15 protein-coding genes are annotated in these 16448 nt (G+C 61.8%); 11 read left to right on the plus strand and 4 right to left on the minus strand.

The genetic code is table 11. The features are described 5' to 3' along the window. Window positions 1-11: 11 nt before the first annotated feature. The 7 genes from rhmD to lra1 all read left to right on the plus strand — a co-directional run bounded on the left by rhmD (window position 12) and on the right by lra1 (window position 6621). Complete coding sequence (gene rhmD, locus ACA046_RS16980; protein WP_459028857.1) at window positions 12-1196, plus strand: L-rhamnonate dehydratase; 1185 nt, start codon at window positions 12-14, stop codon at window positions 1194-1196. 11 nt (window positions 1197-1207) lie between these two features. Further along, a complete protein-coding gene (locus ACA046_RS16985) occupies window positions 1208-2008 on the plus strand; it encodes an aldolase/citrate lyase family protein (protein WP_093197188.1) in 801 nt (266 codons plus the stop codon). Window positions 2009-2018: 10 nt separating this feature from the next. Next, the gene (gene aldA / locus ACA046_RS16990; protein WP_459028853.1) at window positions 2019-3452 is read left to right on the plus strand and encodes an aldehyde dehydrogenase; all 1434 of its coding nucleotides are present in this window, start codon (window positions 2019-2021) and stop codon (window positions 3450-3452) included. Between the two features lie 70 nt (window positions 3453-3522). Next, a complete protein-coding gene (locus tag ACA046_RS16995; RefSeq protein ID WP_459028851.1) occupies window positions 3523-4428 on the plus strand; it encodes an amidohydrolase family protein in 906 nt (301 codons plus the stop codon). Next, the gene (gene rhaM / locus ACA046_RS17000) at window positions 4404-4724 is read left to right on the plus strand and encodes an L-rhamnose mutarotase (protein ID WP_459028849.1); all 321 of its coding nucleotides are present in this window, start codon (window positions 4404-4406) and stop codon (window positions 4722-4724) included. Before ACA046_RS16995 ends, rhaM begins: the two co-directional genes overlap by 25 nt. 40 nt (window positions 4725-4764) lie before the next feature. Next, window positions 4765-5823, plus strand: a complete 1059-nt coding sequence (rhaT, locus tag ACA046_RS17005; protein ID WP_167664405.1) for an L-rhamnose/proton symporter RhaT — start codon at window positions 4765-4767, stop codon at window positions 5821-5823. A gap of 27 nt (window positions 5824-5850) precedes the next feature. Continuing rightward, window positions 5851-6621: an L-rhamnose 1-dehydrogenase Lra1 gene (lra1, locus tag ACA046_RS17010; protein WP_497674455.1), complete on the plus strand. Its 771-nt coding sequence runs from the start codon at window positions 5851-5853 to the stop codon at window positions 6619-6621. Window positions 6622-7493: 872 nt separating this feature from the next. Here lra1 and ACA046_RS17015 read toward each other — a convergent pair. Then, window positions 7494-8105 (minus strand): LbetaH domain-containing protein, encoded by a 612-nt coding sequence (locus ACA046_RS17015; protein ID WP_167664939.1) that lies wholly within the window; start codon window positions 8103-8105, stop codon window positions 7494-7496. A 114-nt stretch (window positions 8106-8219) separates the two neighbouring features. On the opposite strand from ACA046_RS17015, the gene ACA046_RS17020 reads away from it, so the two are divergent. Both ACA046_RS17020 and ACA046_RS17025 read left to right on the plus strand, forming a co-directional pair. Next, the gene (locus ACA046_RS17020) at window positions 8220-9185 is read left to right on the plus strand and encodes a threo-3-hydroxy-L-aspartate ammonia-lyase (RefSeq protein ID WP_497674456.1); all 966 of its coding nucleotides are present in this window, start codon (window positions 8220-8222) and stop codon (window positions 9183-9185) included. Beyond that, a complete protein-coding gene (locus ACA046_RS17025; RefSeq protein WP_497674457.1) occupies window positions 9182-9559 on the plus strand; it encodes a RidA family protein in 378 nt (125 codons plus the stop codon). The genes ACA046_RS17020 and ACA046_RS17025 overlap by 4 nt, the downstream gene beginning before the upstream one ends. Window position 9560: 1 nt before the next feature. Here ACA046_RS17025 and ACA046_RS17030 read toward each other — a convergent pair whose 3' ends face one another. Beyond that, a complete protein-coding gene (locus ACA046_RS17030) occupies window positions 9561-10187 on the minus strand; it encodes a helix-turn-helix transcriptional regulator (protein WP_459028844.1) in 627 nt (208 codons plus the stop codon). A 926-nt stretch (window positions 10188-11113) separates the two neighbouring features. Here ACA046_RS17030 and ACA046_RS17035 point away from each other — a divergent pair. After that, a complete protein-coding gene (locus ACA046_RS17035) occupies window positions 11114-12517 on the plus strand; it encodes a sodium:solute symporter family protein (protein WP_497674458.1) in 1404 nt (467 codons plus the stop codon). 37 nt (window positions 12518-12554) lie between these two features. After that, complete coding sequence (locus ACA046_RS17040; RefSeq protein ID WP_497674459.1) at window positions 12555-13481, plus strand: pyridoxal-phosphate dependent enzyme; 927 nt, start codon at window positions 12555-12557, stop codon at window positions 13479-13481. A 111-nt stretch (window positions 13482-13592) separates the two neighbouring features. Here ACA046_RS17040 and ACA046_RS17045 read toward each other — a convergent pair whose 3' ends face one another. Beyond that, the gene (locus tag ACA046_RS17045) at window positions 13593-15203 is read right to left on the minus strand and encodes a GMC family oxidoreductase (RefSeq protein WP_497674460.1); all 1611 of its coding nucleotides are present in this window, start codon (window positions 15201-15203) and stop codon (window positions 13593-13595) included. Window positions 15204-15229: 26 nt separating this feature from the next. Then, complete coding sequence (locus ACA046_RS17050) at window positions 15230-16447, minus strand: mandelate racemase/muconate lactonizing enzyme family protein (protein WP_459028836.1); 1218 nt, start codon at window positions 16445-16447, stop codon at window positions 15230-15232. Window position 16448 lies beyond the last annotated feature (1 nt).

Consider the following 16448-nt stretch of genomic DNA (forward strand, 5'->3'; position numbering starts at 1 on the left):
GGAGTCACACCATGGGCAACCTCACTATCAAGCACGTCCGCGCCTTTGTGCTGCGCGGCGGCGGCGCGGACTACCACGACCAGGCAGACGGCCACTGGATCGACGATCACATCAGTACCCCCATGAGCAAATACCCCGAGTACCGCCAGAGCCGCCGCAGTTTCGGGATCAACGTACTCGGCACACTCGTGGTGGAAATCGAGGCCAGCGACGGCACCGTCGGGTTCGCCGTGACCACCGGTGGCGAGCCCGCCGCGTATATCGTCGAGAAGCACCTGGCGCGCTTCCTGGAAGGCGCCCGCGTGACCGATATCGAGAAAATCTGGGATCAGATGTACCAGTCCACCCTGTATTACGGTCGCAAGGGCCTGGTGATCAACACGATCTCCGGTGTCGACCTGGCGCTGTGGGACCTGCTCGGCAAGATCCGCCAGGAACCGGTGCACCAGTTGCTCGGCGGCGCGGTGCGTGACGAGTTGCAGTTCTACGCCACCGGCGCCCGCCCCGACCTCGCACAGAAGATGGGCTTTATCGGCGGCAAGATGCCCCTGCACTACAGCCCATCGGAAGGCGAAGAAGGCCTGCGCAAAAACCTCGAGGAACTGGCGACCATGCGCGAGCGGGTCGGCCCGGACTTCTGGCTGATGCTCGATTGCTGGATGAGCCTGGACCTGAACTACGCCACCAAACTGGCGATCGGCGCCCATGAATACGGCCTGAAATGGATCGAGGAAGCGCTGTCGCCCGACGACTACTGGGGCTATGCCGCCCTGCGCAACAACGTGCCCAAAGGCATGTTGGTCACCTCCGGCGAACACGAAGCCACCCGTTGGGGCTTTCGCATGCTGCTGGAGATGGGTTGCTGCGACATTATCCAGCCGGATGTGGGCTGGTGCGGCGGCCTCACCGAACTGGTGAAAATCTCGGCCCTGGCCGACGCCCATAATGCGCTGGTGGTGCCCCACGGCTCGTCGGTCTACAGCTACCACTTCGTCGCCACCCGCCATAACAGCCCGTTCGCCGAGTTCCTGATGATGGCGCCCAAGGCCGACGAAGTGGTGCCGATGTTCCACCCGCAACTGCTCGGTGAACCGGTGCCGGTGAATGGCCGCATGCGCCTGTCGGTGCTCGACAAGCCCGGGTTTGGCGTGGACCTCAACCCCGATTGCCAACTGCATCGTCCGTATAACCGCTGAGGACTCCTGCCATGAACATGCCCCACAACGCTTTCAAGGCCGCGCTGCGTAAAGACGCCGCGCAATACGGGATCTGGGCCGGCTTCGCCACCGCCTACGCCGCCGAGATCGTCGCCAGCACCGGTTACGACTGGATGCTGATTGACGGCGAACACGCTCCCAACACCGTGCCCAGCGTGCTCAACCAGCTCCAGGCCGTGGCGCCCTACGCCACTGCGCCGGTGGTGCGTGCGGTGAGCAGCGACGCCAACCTGATCAAGCAACTGCTGGACGTCGGTGCGCAAACGCTGATGATCCCGATGGTCGAAACCGCCGAGCAAGCCCAGGCCCTGGTGCGGGCCATGCGTTACCCGCCCCACGGTATTCGTGGCGTTGGCGGCGGCCTGACCCGCGCCACCCGCTGGGACGGCGTGGCCGACTACCTCAATACGGCCCATGAACAGCTGTGCCTGATCGTGCAGGTGGAGTCGCGCCTGGGGGTGGAAAACGTCGCGGCGATTGCGGCGGTGGAAGGCGTGGACGCGGTATTTATCGGCCCCGCCGACCTGTCCATCGGCCTCGGTCACGCTGGCAATCCCGGGCACCCCGAGGTGCAGGAACGCATCCAGCACGCGGTCAACGCCACGCTGGCGGCCGGCAAGGCCTGCGGCATTCTCGCCCCCAACGAAGACGACGCCCGCCGCTATCAAGCCTGGGGCTGCCAGTTCATTGCGGTGGCCATCGACATCAGCTTGCTGCGCCAGGGTGCCATGGCGACCCTGGCCCGCTATCGCCCTGCCGCCGACGCCAAAGCACCGTCACGTACTTACTGAGGAGCCAAGCATGTCATCCGTACCGGTATACCAGAACTTCATCAACGGCCGCTTTACCTCAAGCGATGCGCACCTGGATGTATTGAACCCGGCCACCGGCGCCCTGTTGTCGAAGGTCCCGGCGTCCACCTCCGAAGACGTCGACCAAGCCTTGGCTGCCGCACGTCATGCGCAAAAAGACTGGGCGCGCAAACCGGCGATCGAACGTGCCGGGCACTTGCGCCGCATCGCCGCCAAGCTGCGGGAAAACGTCGCCCACCTGGCGCGCACCATCACCCTGGAGCAAGGCAAAGTCAGCGGCCTGGCGGAAGTGGAAGTCAACTTCACCGCCGACTACCTCGACTACATGGCCGAGTGGGCGCGTCGCATTGAAGGCGAGATCATCACCAGCGACCGCCCCAATGAAAATATCTTCCTGTTCCGCAAACCCCTGGGTGTGGTGGCCGGCATCCTGCCGTGGAATTTCCCGTTCTTTTTGATCGCCCGCAAGATGGCCCCGGCGTTGCTGACCGGCAACACCATCGTGATCAAACCCAGCGAAGAAACGCCGAACAACTGCTTCGAGTTCGCCAAACTGGTGGCCGAAACCGACCTGCCGGCCGGGGTATTCAATGTGGTCTGCGGCGATGGCCGCGTCGGTGGCGCCCTCACCGCCCATAAGGGCGTGGACATGATCAGCTTCACCGGCAGCGTCGCCACCGGCTCGCGGATCATGGCTGCCGCCGCACCGAATATCACCAAGCTCAACCTGGAGTTGGGTGGCAAGGCACCGGCCATCGTCCTCGCCGATGCCGACCTGGACCTCGCGGTAAAAGCCATTCGCGACTCGCGGATCATCAACAGCGGCCAGGTGTGCAACTGCGCCGAACGGGTGTACGTGGAGCGCAAGGTGGCCGACCAGTTTATCGAGCGCATCAGCGCCGCGATGGCCGCCACCCGCTACGGTGACCCCATCGCCCAGGCCGAGGTGGAGATGGGCCCGCTGATCAACCGCCAAGGCCTGGACAGCGTCAATCGCAAGGTACGCACCGCCTTGAGCCAGGGTGCATCGCTGGTCACCGGTGGGCAGATCGCCGACCTTGGCCAGGGTTTTCACTTCCAGCCGACGGTATTGGCCGGTTGCCACGCCGACATGGAAATCATGCGCGAAGAAATTTTTGGCCCGGTGCTGCCGATCCAGATTGTCGACGACCTGGATGAAGCCATCGCCATGGCCAACGACTGCGACTACGGCCTGACCTCCTCGATCTACACCCGCGACCTGGGCAAGGCAATGCAGGCGGTGCGCGAATTGTCGTTCGGCGAAACCTACGTCAACCGCGAGAACTTCGAGGCGATGCAAGGCTTCCATGCCGGCGTGCGTAAATCCGGAATCGGCGGCGCCGATGGCAAGCACGGCCTGTATGAGTACACCCATACCCATGCGGTGTACCTGCAGGGCTGAGGTGGTGCAACGGGCCCTGGCGCGGTAGCGTGCGGGCCCTTCCCTATCCATTCTTCCGAAGGATTGCGCAATGCCTCTTACCCCTTACAGCGGCCCGATCATCGACAGCCATTTGCACCTGTTCGACCCGCGCCGCGCCCAGGGCATTCCCTGGCCCGAGCCGGGCAACGCGCTGTATGCCGCGCATTTGCCAGCGGATTATTGGGCGCTGGCAGGCGAACATAACGTGATTGGCGCCATTGCCGTGGAAGCCAGCCCGTGGCGCGACGACAACCGCTGGTTGCTGGAGACCCTGCGCAGCGATCCACGCATGCTCGGTTTCGTCGGCAACCTGGACCCGCTGCACGGCGACTTTGCGGCAGACCTTGAGGCCTTGGCCCAGGAACCGCTGTTCCTCGGCTTGCGCTATGGCAACCTGTGGGACCGCGATTTGCTTGAGGATCAGGCGCGCCCCGGATTCATCGACGGCCTGCGCCGGCTTGCTGAATGCGGCCGTGGCCTGGACAGCGCCAACCCCAATCCGCGCCTGATCAAAGGGCTGCTGCACCTGAGCGACGCCTTGCCCGAGCTGCGCATCATCGTCGATCACCTGCCTAATGCCAGCGTGCCCGCCGGTGAAGAATCGGCCTATCACGCTGACCTCATGCGCCTGGCAGAACGGCCCAATGTGTTCGCCAAACTCGCAGAAATCCCCCAGGTCGGTCCACGTGGATTGATCACCGACCCGGCGTTCTACAACGACCGCCTGGCCGTGCTGTGGGAAGCCTTTGGCGAAGACCGTTGCTGCTTCGGCAGCGACTGGCCCAACAGCGATCAACTGGCCAATTTCGCCACCACCCTGGGCCTGGTGAAGGCCTGCATGGCGAGTAAATCCGAGGACGTACAGGGCAAGTTCTTCCTGCACAACGCGGTGCGCATCTACAGCCCCACGCCACCCCATGGAGGCCAGTCATGCAGACCCGAGCCTTTCGCATGAACCTCAACCCCGGCCAGCACGCCGAGTACCGTCGACGCCATGACGAGATCTGGCCCGAACTGGCCCAGGCCCTGCGCGATGCCGGCGTGGTGGACTACCGGATCTTCCTCGACGAAGCCAGCAACGCCTTGTTCGCCGTGATGACCCACGACGACCAGCACAGCCTCGACGCGTTGCCGGGCACCGCGCTGATGCAACGGTGGTGGCAGTACATGCAAGACATCATGCCCAGCCATCCGGACGCCTCGCCCGTCAGCGTGGATTTAATCCCGATGTTCAGCCTCACCCCAGGCTGAAACAGCGTGCTACCACAACAATAAAAAAGGATTCGACTACGTGGAAATCATTCTCTTCGGTGTGATTCTGCACTTCATCGGCGGCTTCGCCTCCGGCAGTTTCTACATCCCTTACAAGAAGGTCCGCGGCTGGGCCTGGGAAAGCTACTGGATCACCGGTGGCCTGGTGTCATGGCTGATCGTGCCGCTGATTGCCGCGCAACTGACCGTGCCCGGTTGGGTCGACATCCTGCGCCAGGCCGACAGCAGCACCCTGCTCTGGACCTACCTGTTCGGCGTACTCTGGGGCATCGGCGGGCTGACCTTCGGCCTGACCATGCGCTACCTTGGACTGTCCCTGGGCATGTCACTGGTACTGGGCCTGACGTCGGCCCTCGGCGCCTTGATGCCGGCGCTGTACCGCGACCTGTTCACCGACGCCACCGAAGGCACCCTGACCTCGATGCTCGCGTCTCAGGGCGGGCATTGGGTGCTGTGGGGTGTAGCGGTTTCACTGGTGGGCATTGCGGTGTGTGGCAAGGCCGGGTTGATCAAGGAACGTGAAGTGCCGGAGGCGGTGAAGTTTGCCAGCATCAGCGAGTTCTCGGTGGCCAAGGGCATGCTGGTGGCGGTGATCTCCGGGGTCTTGAGCGCGTGCTTTAGCTACGGCATTTCCGCCGGTCGCCCCTTGGCCGCAGCGGCCGTGGAGCACGGTGCCAATAGCCTGTTCCAGAACAACGTGACCTTCATGGTGATCATGTGGGGTGGCCTGACCACCAACGGCATCTGGTGCCTGTGGCTGAACTGGCGCAACCGTACGTTCCACAACTACACCGACCGCAGTACGCCGCTGCTGGGCAACTACCTGCTGGTGGCGTGTGCCGGCACCCTGTGGTTCCTGCAGTTTTTCTTTTACGGCATGGGCGAAAGCCGCCTGCAGAACGACGCCAGTTCGTGGGTGTTGCACATGTCTTTCATCATCATCGTGTCCAACTGCTGGGGCCTGTATTTCCGCGAATGGCAGGGCACCAGCGCCACCAACAAAGGCGTATTGGTCGCGGGTATCGCGGTGATTCTCGGCGCTATCGCCATGGTTGGTTACGGCAACTATCTCGGCTGAGGCCGTTTGTTTTCCAGGAGTCCACTTATGTTACTTGCAGACAAAACCGTGATTATTACTGGCGCCTCCCGTGGTATTGGCCGCGCCGCCGCCCGGGAATGTGCACGCCAGGGTGCCCGCGTGGTGATCGGCCACAGCGGCAGTGGCCAGGGCACTGAGGCGGCGTTTTCGTTGATCGAGGAGATCAAGGCGTTCGGTGGCCAGGCGGTGGAAGTGGGCGGCGATGCGGCCGACCCGGACACCGGTCACAAACTGGTTGCCGGCGCGCTCAAGGCATTCGGCAGTGTGGATGTGTTCGTCAACAACGCCGGGATCTGTCCATTCCACTCGTTCCTCGACATGCCGCGCGAGGTGTACCTGAAGACGGTCAACACCAACCTCAACGGCGCCTACTTCGCCGTGCAGGCGGCGGCGAACCAGATGAAAAACCAGGACAAGGGGGGTGCGATCATCGCGGTCAGTTCCATCAGTGCGCTGGTGGGCGGCGGGATGCAGACGCACTACACGCCGACCAAGGCCGGGCTGCATTCGTTGATGCAGTCCTGTGCGATTGCGCTGGGGCCTTATGGGATTCGTTGTAATTCGGTGTTGCCGGGGACGATTGCTACCGACATCAACAAGGAGGATTTGGCGGATGAGGAGAAGCTGGCGTACATGACTTCGCGTACGCCGCTGGGGCGCCTGGGTGAACCCGACGATGTTGCGGGGCCCATTGTTTTTCTTGCTTCGGATATGGCGCGGTATGTGACCGGGGCTTCGTTGCTGGTGGACGGGGGGTTGTTCGTCAACTTGCAGTAGCTGGTGGGGGCGTATCCGTTATTTGGGGGTTTGGGTGTATATCCGTTATTTGGGTAACGGCCGCCTATGGTTCCGCTCTTACAGCGGCTCACTTTTGAAAAGCGCAAAAGTAAGCAAAACGCTCTTGCCCCACCACTCGGCGCCTCGCTTGGGCTCGGTGTGCCCGCACTCCGGCAGCACGAAGCGGGCCGCCGCGACGGGGCGTCCCTGCCCCGTCGCGGCTAAACCGGCGTCCTGCCGGTTTACCCGCTCCGTACTGCCTACGTTCGGCCAGCGTGGTTTAACGGGGCGCCTAAGATCAAGATCAACAGCAGATCAAGAGCACAGCGGCCTACCGGCCGGCTTGAGTGTGGTGAAGCAACAGCAACAGCCAAATCAAAAGCTAAAGCGGGCATGGTCCAAATGTGGGAGCGGGCTTGCTCGCGAAGGTCGTTAACGATGACGCGGGCATCCTGATTCAACGCGGCGGTCTCAGGTTTTTCGCGAGCAAGCTCGCTCCTACAGAAAAGCAGCTTTGCTTTTGCTTTTACCACTCAAGCCGGCCGGTAGGCCGCTGTGCTCTGGCTTTTGATCTGCTGTTGATCTTGATCTGACTGCCCCATTCAGCCCGAGGCCGAACGCAGGTATTGAGGAGCGGGTAAACCGGCAGGACGCCGGTTTAGCCGCGCCGGGCCATGGATGGCCCGTCGCGGCGGCCCGCGGAGCAATGCCGGAGTGAGGGAACACCGAGCCTAGGCGAGGTGCCGACAGGCGGGGCAGAGCGTTTTGGTTACTTTTGCGCTTTTCAAAAGTGACCCGCTGTAAGAGCGGAACCATAAGCCGCCGTGACCGAAAAAACGGATATGTACACAGTCGATATGTACACTCCCCCCCTACTCCTCACAATCAAAAACCTCCCCCCGCCTGACCACACTCCCCGCCGCAAGCACCGCCCCCGGTGCCAACACCCCATTGGCACCGACCCGGCACTGATCCCCCAGCAACGCGCCAAACTTGTCACACCCAGTACCCTGCAACTGCCCGTCAACGCGCACCTGCACCTGCTTGTCGTCACGCTCGTTCCGGTAATTGGCGACGATGCTCCCAGCCTCTAGATTAACCCCGCGCCCCAGCACCGAATCACCGACAAAATTGAAGTGCGCCAACTTGCTGCCGCTGAAAACAAAGGATGTCTTGAGCTCTGCGCCAGGCCCAAAAATGCAATATTCATCCACCCAGCAACCACCCCTAAGGTAAGCACCAGCAGCGATAAAACAGTGAGCACCAACAATCAGCGGCGCTTTTAAAACAGCACCTACTTCAACGATCGCCGTCCGGTGCACGGCAATCTCGTCATGAATTTCATAATCTTCGTCAGACAGCCCCGCCAGCAATTGGCGAACCACACCAGGCGCCTGGGTAACCAGTTCCCAAGGCGCCAGATCAGCCCAGGGCGCCAGCGGCGAACGAGAAAAATCAGCGATGTAATCGGTGAGTCGAATCAACGTCGAGCCCTCTACAGATCAGAGAAGTCCGAAACGCTAGCATGAAACATCACTTTACAGTTTGTACAGTTATGGATATTTTATCCAGATAACGACTTTCGAGAGACCCCTTCCATGCAATCGTCTTCGTACCATGACGTGATCAACGCCGCCGAACGCCTGGAGGGCTTCGCCAACCGCATCCCGGTGTACACCTCTCGCACCCTCGATGCCGAGACCGGCGCCCAGGTGTTTATCAAGTGCGAAAACCTGCAACGCACCGGTTCGTTCAAGTTTCGTGGGGCGTTCAATGCGCTTTCACGGTTTGACGAGGCACAGCGCAAGGCCGGCGTAGTGGCATTTTCCTCGGGTAATCATGCGCAAGGCATCGCGCTGGCCGCCCGTTTGTTGCAGATGCCGGCAACCATCGTGATGCCCACCGACGCCCCCGCCGCCAAGGTCGCCGCTACCCGGGAATATGGCGCAAGCGTGGTGTTCTACGACCGCATCACCGAAGACCGCGAGCAGATCGGTCGCACTCTGGCCGAGCAACACGGCATGACCCTGATCCCTTCCTACGACCACCCGGACGTGCTGGCCGGCCAGGGCACCGCCGCCAAGGAGCTGCTGGAATTCACAGGGCCGCTGGATGCCTTGTTTGTCGGCCTGGGCGGTGGCGGCATGCTCTCCGGCACTGCCTTGGCCACCCGTGCGCTGTCGCCCGATTGCCTGTTGTACGGGGTCGAGCCCGAAGCCGGGAATGACGGCCAGCGTTCGTTCCGGAGCGGCAGCATCGTGCACATCGACACGCCCGCTACCATCGCCGATGGCGCCCAGACCCAGCACTTGGGCCACCACACCTTTCCGATCATTCGCGAGAGCGTGACCGATATCCTCACCGTCTCGGATGCCGAGTTGGTGGCCTCGATGAAGTTCTTCATGCAGCGCATGAAGATGGTCGTAGAGCCCACCGGCTGCCTTGGCCTGGCGGCCCTGCGAAACCTCAAGCATCAGTTCCGGGGCCAACGCGTGGGCATTATCGTGACCGGCGGCAACGTCGACCTCCAAACCTATGCGACGCTGCTGAGCACTCCACAATGAATATCATCCACACCTGCGCAGCCTCGACGCCTGCCGGTCACTATTCCCAGGCCGTGAGTCATCAGGGCACGCTGTACATCTCCGGGCAATTGCCGGTGAGCCCCGATGGGCGTCATAACCTTGAGGCGTCGTTTGCCGAACAGGCCCAAGTGGCCCTGGACAATCTGTTGGCGATCTTGAAGGCGGCAGGCAGCTCGCCCGCAGACCTGGTGAAAGTCACCGTGTATGTGGTGGGCGTGAAGCACTGGCCTGAATTTGACGGCCTGTATGCCGCTGCGCTGGGGGATCACCGCCCGGCCCGCGCGGTGGTGCCGGTGCCGGAATTGCACCACGGCTACCTGATTGAAATCGAAGCCGTGGCACGTTCGGCGTAAATCATTTGGCGTAGGTGTAGACCGCCGCCCGTGAGACCCCAAGGTGCGAGGCAACGGTTTCCATGGCACGTCGAATGTCCATCACACCCGCCTCTTTCAGCTCTTGCATCAACAAGCGCCGGTCGGCGGCCTTGAGGGCGCGCGGGGTGGTCGCCAGGCGTGCGGCGAACTGGTCGATACGCGCGCGAATGGCATCCGCGCCGGACGGGTCGAGGGACTCGGTAGGCCGGTCGCCGCTGACTGAGCCGAATTGTTCCAGCATGCCCTGCAGGCCCCGGAACAGCGAGAGGTCAACGTTCATGCACAAGGCCGCCACGTACTTGCCGGTGGCGTCCTTGATGCCGATGGAGGTGCTCTTGACCTGGCGGCCGTCGGCGAACTGATTTTGGTAGTTGGCGATCACCTGCGGGTAATCGGGATCGGCGATCCTCGCCAGGCCCAGCTCGGTGGCCGGGTCACCCGGTTGGCGTCCGGAGAGGTTGTTGTGGATGGCCATGATTGCGTGCTGCGGGTCGCGCAGGTCGTGGAGTACGACCTCACAAAACGGGCTGAAGGTCTTGCTCAGGCCTTCGGCAATCTGTTCGAGTTGGCTGATCAAGGCCGCTTGTTCGGGAGTGTGCTTTTTCATTCAGACAACATATCCAGTAGTGGATAGACCGTCAATTTGGCTTTTTTGGAGTGTGCGGTGGATACATCGGAAGCCTTGCTGAGGTGTGAGGTTGGTCGGGGGTATATCCGTTATTTGGGTGATGGCTTCGATTGGTTCCGCTCTTACAGCGGCTCACTTTTGAACAGCGCAAAAGTAAGCAAAACGCTCTTGCCCCACCACTCGGCACCTCGCTTGGGCTCGGTGTGCCCTCAGCTCCGGCAGCACGAAGCGGGCCGCCGCGACGGGGCGTCCCTGCCCCGTCGCGGCTAAACCGGCGTCCTGCCGGTTTACCCGCTCCGTACTGCCTGCGTTCGGCCAGCGTGGTTTAACGGGGCGCCTAAGATCAAGATCAAAAGCAGATCAAGAGCACAGCGGCCTACAGGCCGGCTTGAGTGTGGTGAAGCAACAGCAAAATCAGAAGCTAAAGCGGGCACGGTCCAAATGTGGGAGCGGGCTTGCTCGCGAAGGTCGTTAACGATGACGCGGGCATTCTGGATGAACGCGGCGGTCTCAGGTTTTTCGCGAGCAAGCTCGCTCCTACAGAAAAGCAGCTTTGCTTTCGCTTTTACCACTCAAGCCGGCCTGTACGCCGCTGTGCTCTCGCTTTTGATTTTGATCTGCGGGCCCCGTCAACCACGATGGCCGGAGTGCGGGCATGCCGAGCCCAGGCGAGGCACCGAGTGGTGGGGCAAAGACCTTTTGGTTACTTTTGGCTGGGCCGGCATTCCGGGCGTTTGCCAAAAGTGACCCGCTGTAAGAGCGGAACCATAAGCGGCCGTTACCTAAATAACGGATATACACCCATACCAAAAGAGTATCAAACCATACCCCCTCGATATTAGACGAAAGCAAACACGCCAGAGGAAACTACCCACAATTACAAAAATACCTAAAGAGTATAAAAAATGCCCACCCACTCCTCCTGGATCGTGCTGTCCATCACCGGCATTTACATGCTGAGCCTGGCACTGATCAGCTACGGCGTTCGCCGTCATTCCCGCAGCGCCAACAACTACACCACCGGCGGTGGCCACTTCCCGGCGTTCCTGATCGGCTTCCTGATGCTCTCGGAATTTATCGGCACCGCGGTCAGCATCGGCACCGCCCAAACCGGTTTCAAGGTAGGCATCTCCGCCGCCTGGAACCTGTTCGCCCTGGCCCTGGGCTTCGTACTCTTCGCCTGGCTACTGGCCCGCAAGTACAAGGACCTGGGCGACAACACCATCTCCGGCGTACTCGCGCGCAACTACGGCCAACGCACCCGCTTCGCTACATCGATCATCACGATCTTTGCCCTGGAAATCGTCGCAGTCTCGATCTACGCCAGCGGCGGCGCGGTATTGGCCAGCGTGATGCAAGTGGACCGAACCCTGGCAATCGTGATCGTCGGCGTGGTCTCGGTGGCGTACGTCAGCATCGGCGGCATGCGCTCGGTGATCTACACCAACTTCGTCCACGCTGCCTTGAAATACCTGGGCGTTGGCCTTGCCCTGTGGTTCGGCTTGAAGCAAGTGGGCGGCATCGGCCAGTTGCAGGCGCAATTGCCGGCCAGCATGTTTGACTGGACCACCGTCGGCTGGGGCCAGATCATCGCCTGGATGATCGCCGGTATCGGCTCGATCTTCTCTACCCAATACGTGATCCAGGCGGTAAACACCGTCAGCCATGCGGGCAAGGCCCAGCGGGCGTGTTTCTACGTGGCGGTGCTGATGGTGCCGTTCGGCATCGGCGCGGCATTGATCGGGATGTGCAGCGCCGTGCTGTTCCCCAATGTCGACTCCCTGCAAGCCTTCCCTACCCTGATCGCCAGCATGGACCAACTGACTGCCGGGCTGGTAGTCGCGGGCCTGGCCGGCTCGCTGTTCGGCACCATCTCGGCAGTGAGCATGGGCTCGGCGACGTTGTTGCTGCGGGACTTCTACGAGCCGTGGTTCAACCCGGAAAAAAGCGACGCCAAGTCCCTGCGCTTCGTACGCCTGGCGACCATCGCCGTCGGCCTGTTGCCGATTGCCCTGGCGCTGACGTCGGACAAGGTGCTGATGATCGCCTTCCTCGGCAAGGCATTGCGCGCGTCCCTGGCGGTGCTGGTGTTGATGGTGTTCTACGCACCGAAATTCGGCACGGCGACGGGTGCGTTCCTGAGCATCATTGCCTCGTTGCTCGCGACCGTGGGCTGGTTTCTCGCCGGTAATCCGTGGGGCATCGACAACGCTTACATCGCCCTGTTTACGCCGCTGATCATCATGGGCATCAGCCATGTGACACGCCGCAAGACACCGGCCGAACCGCTGGTGCCGGCCACCAGCTGAGGTAGGATGGCAGCCCAACCAATAAGGAAGTTGTGAAATGCTGCCGATTCGCACCCCGTTGATCCTGCACCCCGGCCTGTCCACCGCTACCCGACGCATCTGGCTGAAGCTTGAGAACCTGCAACCCTGCGGCTCGTTCAAGTTGCGCGGGATGACCACGCTGTGTGCCTACGCGGCCAGCCAGGACAAGACCACAGTGGTGTGCCCCTCCGGCGGCAATGCCGGGCTGGCGACGGCCTTTGCGGCGCGGGGCCTGGGGTTGCAGGCGCGGATCGTGGTGCCAACCACCACCCCCGAAGCGACCCGCGCGCGCATCCGCCAGGCCGGAGCCGAAGTGGTGGTGCACGGTGATCTGTGGGATCAATCCAACGAGCTCGCGCTGCAACTTTCCGAAGCCCCGGACGCGTTGTATGTGCCGGCCTTTGATCATCCGCTGTTATGGGAAGGTCACAGCCGCATGATCGATGAGATTCTCGAGGACTGCCCGCAGGTAGGCGCCATCGTGGCCTCCGTGGGCGGCGGTGGATTGCTCGCAGGTGTATTGACAGGGCTGGAACGCCATGGGCGATTCGACTGCAAAGTGATTGCCTGTGAAACGGCAGGCGCAGCTTCGTTTGCGGCGGCGGTGGAGGCAGGAAAACCGGTGCGCCTGGCGAAGATCGATTCCGTGGCCAAGTCGTTGGCCGCGACCCAGGTGGCGGCGTGGCCGGTTGAGCATATCGGCAGGTTTGCCCATCAGTGCGTGGTGTTGAGCGATGCCGAAGCGATGATGGGCGTGGCGCGGTATGCCGATGATTTAAGGCAGTTGGTGGAACCGGCGTGTGGGGTTTCGTTGGCCGTGGCTTATCTGGAGCATGGGGCGATTGCCGGGGTTGAGGATGTGGTGGTGATTGTGTGCGGCGGGGTGAGTATCAGCGCGGAAACGGTTGCTCAGTGGCAGAACACGGTCTCCCTACCGAAGTAGATCCCCCTGTGTGGGGCTTGCTCGCGAAGGCGGCGTGTCAGTCACTACATCCGGCGACTGATCCACCACCTTCGCGAGAAAGCCCGCTCCCACATTTGATCGGTGGCGCTCTCAGGCATCCTGCAAGATAAGATCCGCGCCCTTCTCCGCCACCATCAACACCGCCGCATGGGTATTGCCCGAGGTCACGTTGGGGAAAATCGACGCATCGACAATCCGCAGTCCTTGCATTCCATGCACCTTCAAGCGCTTGTCCACCACCGACACCTGCGGGTCCGAACCCATGGCGCACGACCCGCACAGGTGGTAGATCGAGCCGCTGTTCTCGCGGAAGTACTGCAGCATCTGCTCATCGGTTTCCACCGCTGCACCTGGCAACACTTCAGCCACCGTAACGCCTTTGAGCGCCGGCGCCTGCATGATCTTGCGCATCAGCCGGCTGCCCTGGATCACCTCGTCGATGTCCTTCTGGGTGCTCAGGTAGTTGGGGTCGATCAATGCCGCATCCCGAGGGTTTTTCGAGGCGATGCGAATCGTCCCGCGGCTGGTGGGCCGGCACGGGTTGAAGCACAGCAGGAAGCCTGAATACGGCTCGGGCTTGAGGCTGGCCTTATTGTTTTTCGGGATCTGGTACGACAGCGGGTTGAAGTACAGCTGCAGGTTCGGATGCGCCTGCGCGTCGTTGCCGCGAAAGAACCCGCCAGCCTGGTTGACGCTCATGGCCAGCGCGCCCTTGCGGGTCAGCAGGTATTTGAGGCCAAGTTTGAACTGGCCGAACAGCGAACTGAGCTGGTCGTTCAAAGTCGGGATGTTGGCTTTATAGTAATAGCTGGCGCACAGGTGGTCTTGCAGGTTCTGCCCCACCGCCGGCAGGTGCTTGACCAGCGGGATGTTGTGTTCGGCGAGCAATTGCTTGTCCGCCACCCCCGACAGTTGCAGGATCTTCGGCGTATCCACCGCACCGGCACACAGGATCACTTCCTTGCGCGCGGTAAAGGTCCGCACCACGCCGTGCTGGGTCACGCTGATGCCGGTGGCGCGCTGATGGTCGTCAAACAGCACGCGGTCTACCAGCGCATGCAATTCCACGCTCAGGTTCGCTCGACCCAACGCTGGATGCAGGTGCGCAAAACTGCTGGAGCTGCGCTCGCCGTTGCGGGTGTTGACGTCGTAGAGGCCCGCGCCTTCGAAGTTCGGCCCGTTGAAGTCATCGCTCAGGCCATAGCCCAACTGCTCGCAACCCTTGAGGAACACGTCACAGATGGCGTGGGTCTGGCCCTTCATCGGGGTGATGCTGATGGGGCCGCTGCTGCCGTGGTATTCGGTATCGCCCAGCGGGTGGTTTTCCAGCTTCCGGAAATACGGCAGCACGTCCTTGAAGCCCCAGCCGTCGTTGCCATTGGCTGCCCAGTCATTGAAGTCATGGGCCTGGCCGCGCACGTAGATCATCGCGTTGATCGAACCGGAACCACCTTGCACCTTTCCGCGCGGGGCATAGATAGCACGGTCGGCCAGCTGTTTTTGTGGCTGGCTGTAGTACATCCAGTTGAAAGTCGGGTTGTAGTACATCTTGGCGAAACCGACCGGAATCTTGAACCACCAGGAGCTGTCCTTGCCGCCGGCTTCCAGCAACAACACCGAGTGTTCGCCCGAGGCGGACAGTCGGTTGGCCAGGACGCAACCTGCGGCGCCAGCGCCGGCGATGATGTAGTCGTATGTCATTCACGGTTACCGCATAAGTCGTTTTTTTAGCCCTTGGCGGGCGCAGTGTCTTTCACATCAGCCGGCGTGGGCGCCATTTGCAGGTGCAGGCGTTCGCCGGTGTACGGCGTGTGCTTGCGCACCACGTCCATGTTCAGCTCCACCCCAAGGCCGGGCTCGGTGGACGGGATGATGTAGCCGTCCTCCCATTGCAGCGGCTTGGTCAGCACTTCGGCATGAAAGCCGCCCCAGGTCATGATGCTTTCCTGGATCAGGAAGTTCGGCGTGCACGTCGCCAGCTGGAAACTCGCCGCCGCGCCAATCGGCCCGTTGTACAGATGCGGAGCGATTTGCGCGTAGTAGGCCTCGGCCATGCTCGCGATTTTCTTGGCTTCCAGCAGGCCGCCACAGCGGGCCACGTTCATCTGCAGGATCGATGCACCACCGGCCTGCAGCAGCTTGAAGAATTCGTACTTGGTGGTCAGGCGCTCGCCGGTGGCAATTGGGATAGTGGTCTTGGCCGCGACTTGGGCCATGGCGTCTTCCTGTCCCGGTGGCACCGGCTCTTCGAACCACAGCGGGTCGTATTTCTCCAGGCGCTTGGCCAGACGGATCGCCGACGAGGGCACCATCTGCCCGTGGGTGCCGAACAGCAGGTCGCACTTGTCCCCCACCGCTTCGCGAATCTTGCGGCAGAAGGTTTCGCAGCGCTCCAGCACCTCCAGGGAAATCTGGTGGCCGGAGTACGCGGTGTACGGGCCCGCCGGGTCGAACTTCACGGCGGTGAAACCTTTGTTCATGTTCTCGACGGCGCACTCGGCGGCCAGGTCCGGGTCGTCGTAGTCGTACTCGCCCTGGCTGTTGACCGGGTACAGGTAGGTGTAGGAACGCAGGCGCTCATTGACCTTGCCGCCCAGCAACTCGTAGACCGGTTTGTTGGCGGCCTTGCCGATGATGTCCCAGCAGGCCATTTCCAGGCCGCTGACCACGCCCATCATGGTCAGGTCGGGGCGCTGGGTGAAACCGCTGGAATACGCCTGGCGGAAGAAACGCTCGATATGGTGCGGGTCGTGGTTGAGCAGGTAGCGTTCGAACACGTCCTCGATGATCGGCAGCATGGCCTTGGGCCCGAAAGTGGCGGCGTAAATCTCGCCCACGCCTTCAATGCCGCAGTCGGTTTTCAGTTTGACGAACAGCCAGTACATCCCACCGATGTGCGGTGGCGGTACGGCAACAATATGGGTTTCAAGGGCGACGATTTTCATC

This window comes from Pseudomonas sp. LBUM1641, from assembly GCF_059716235.1.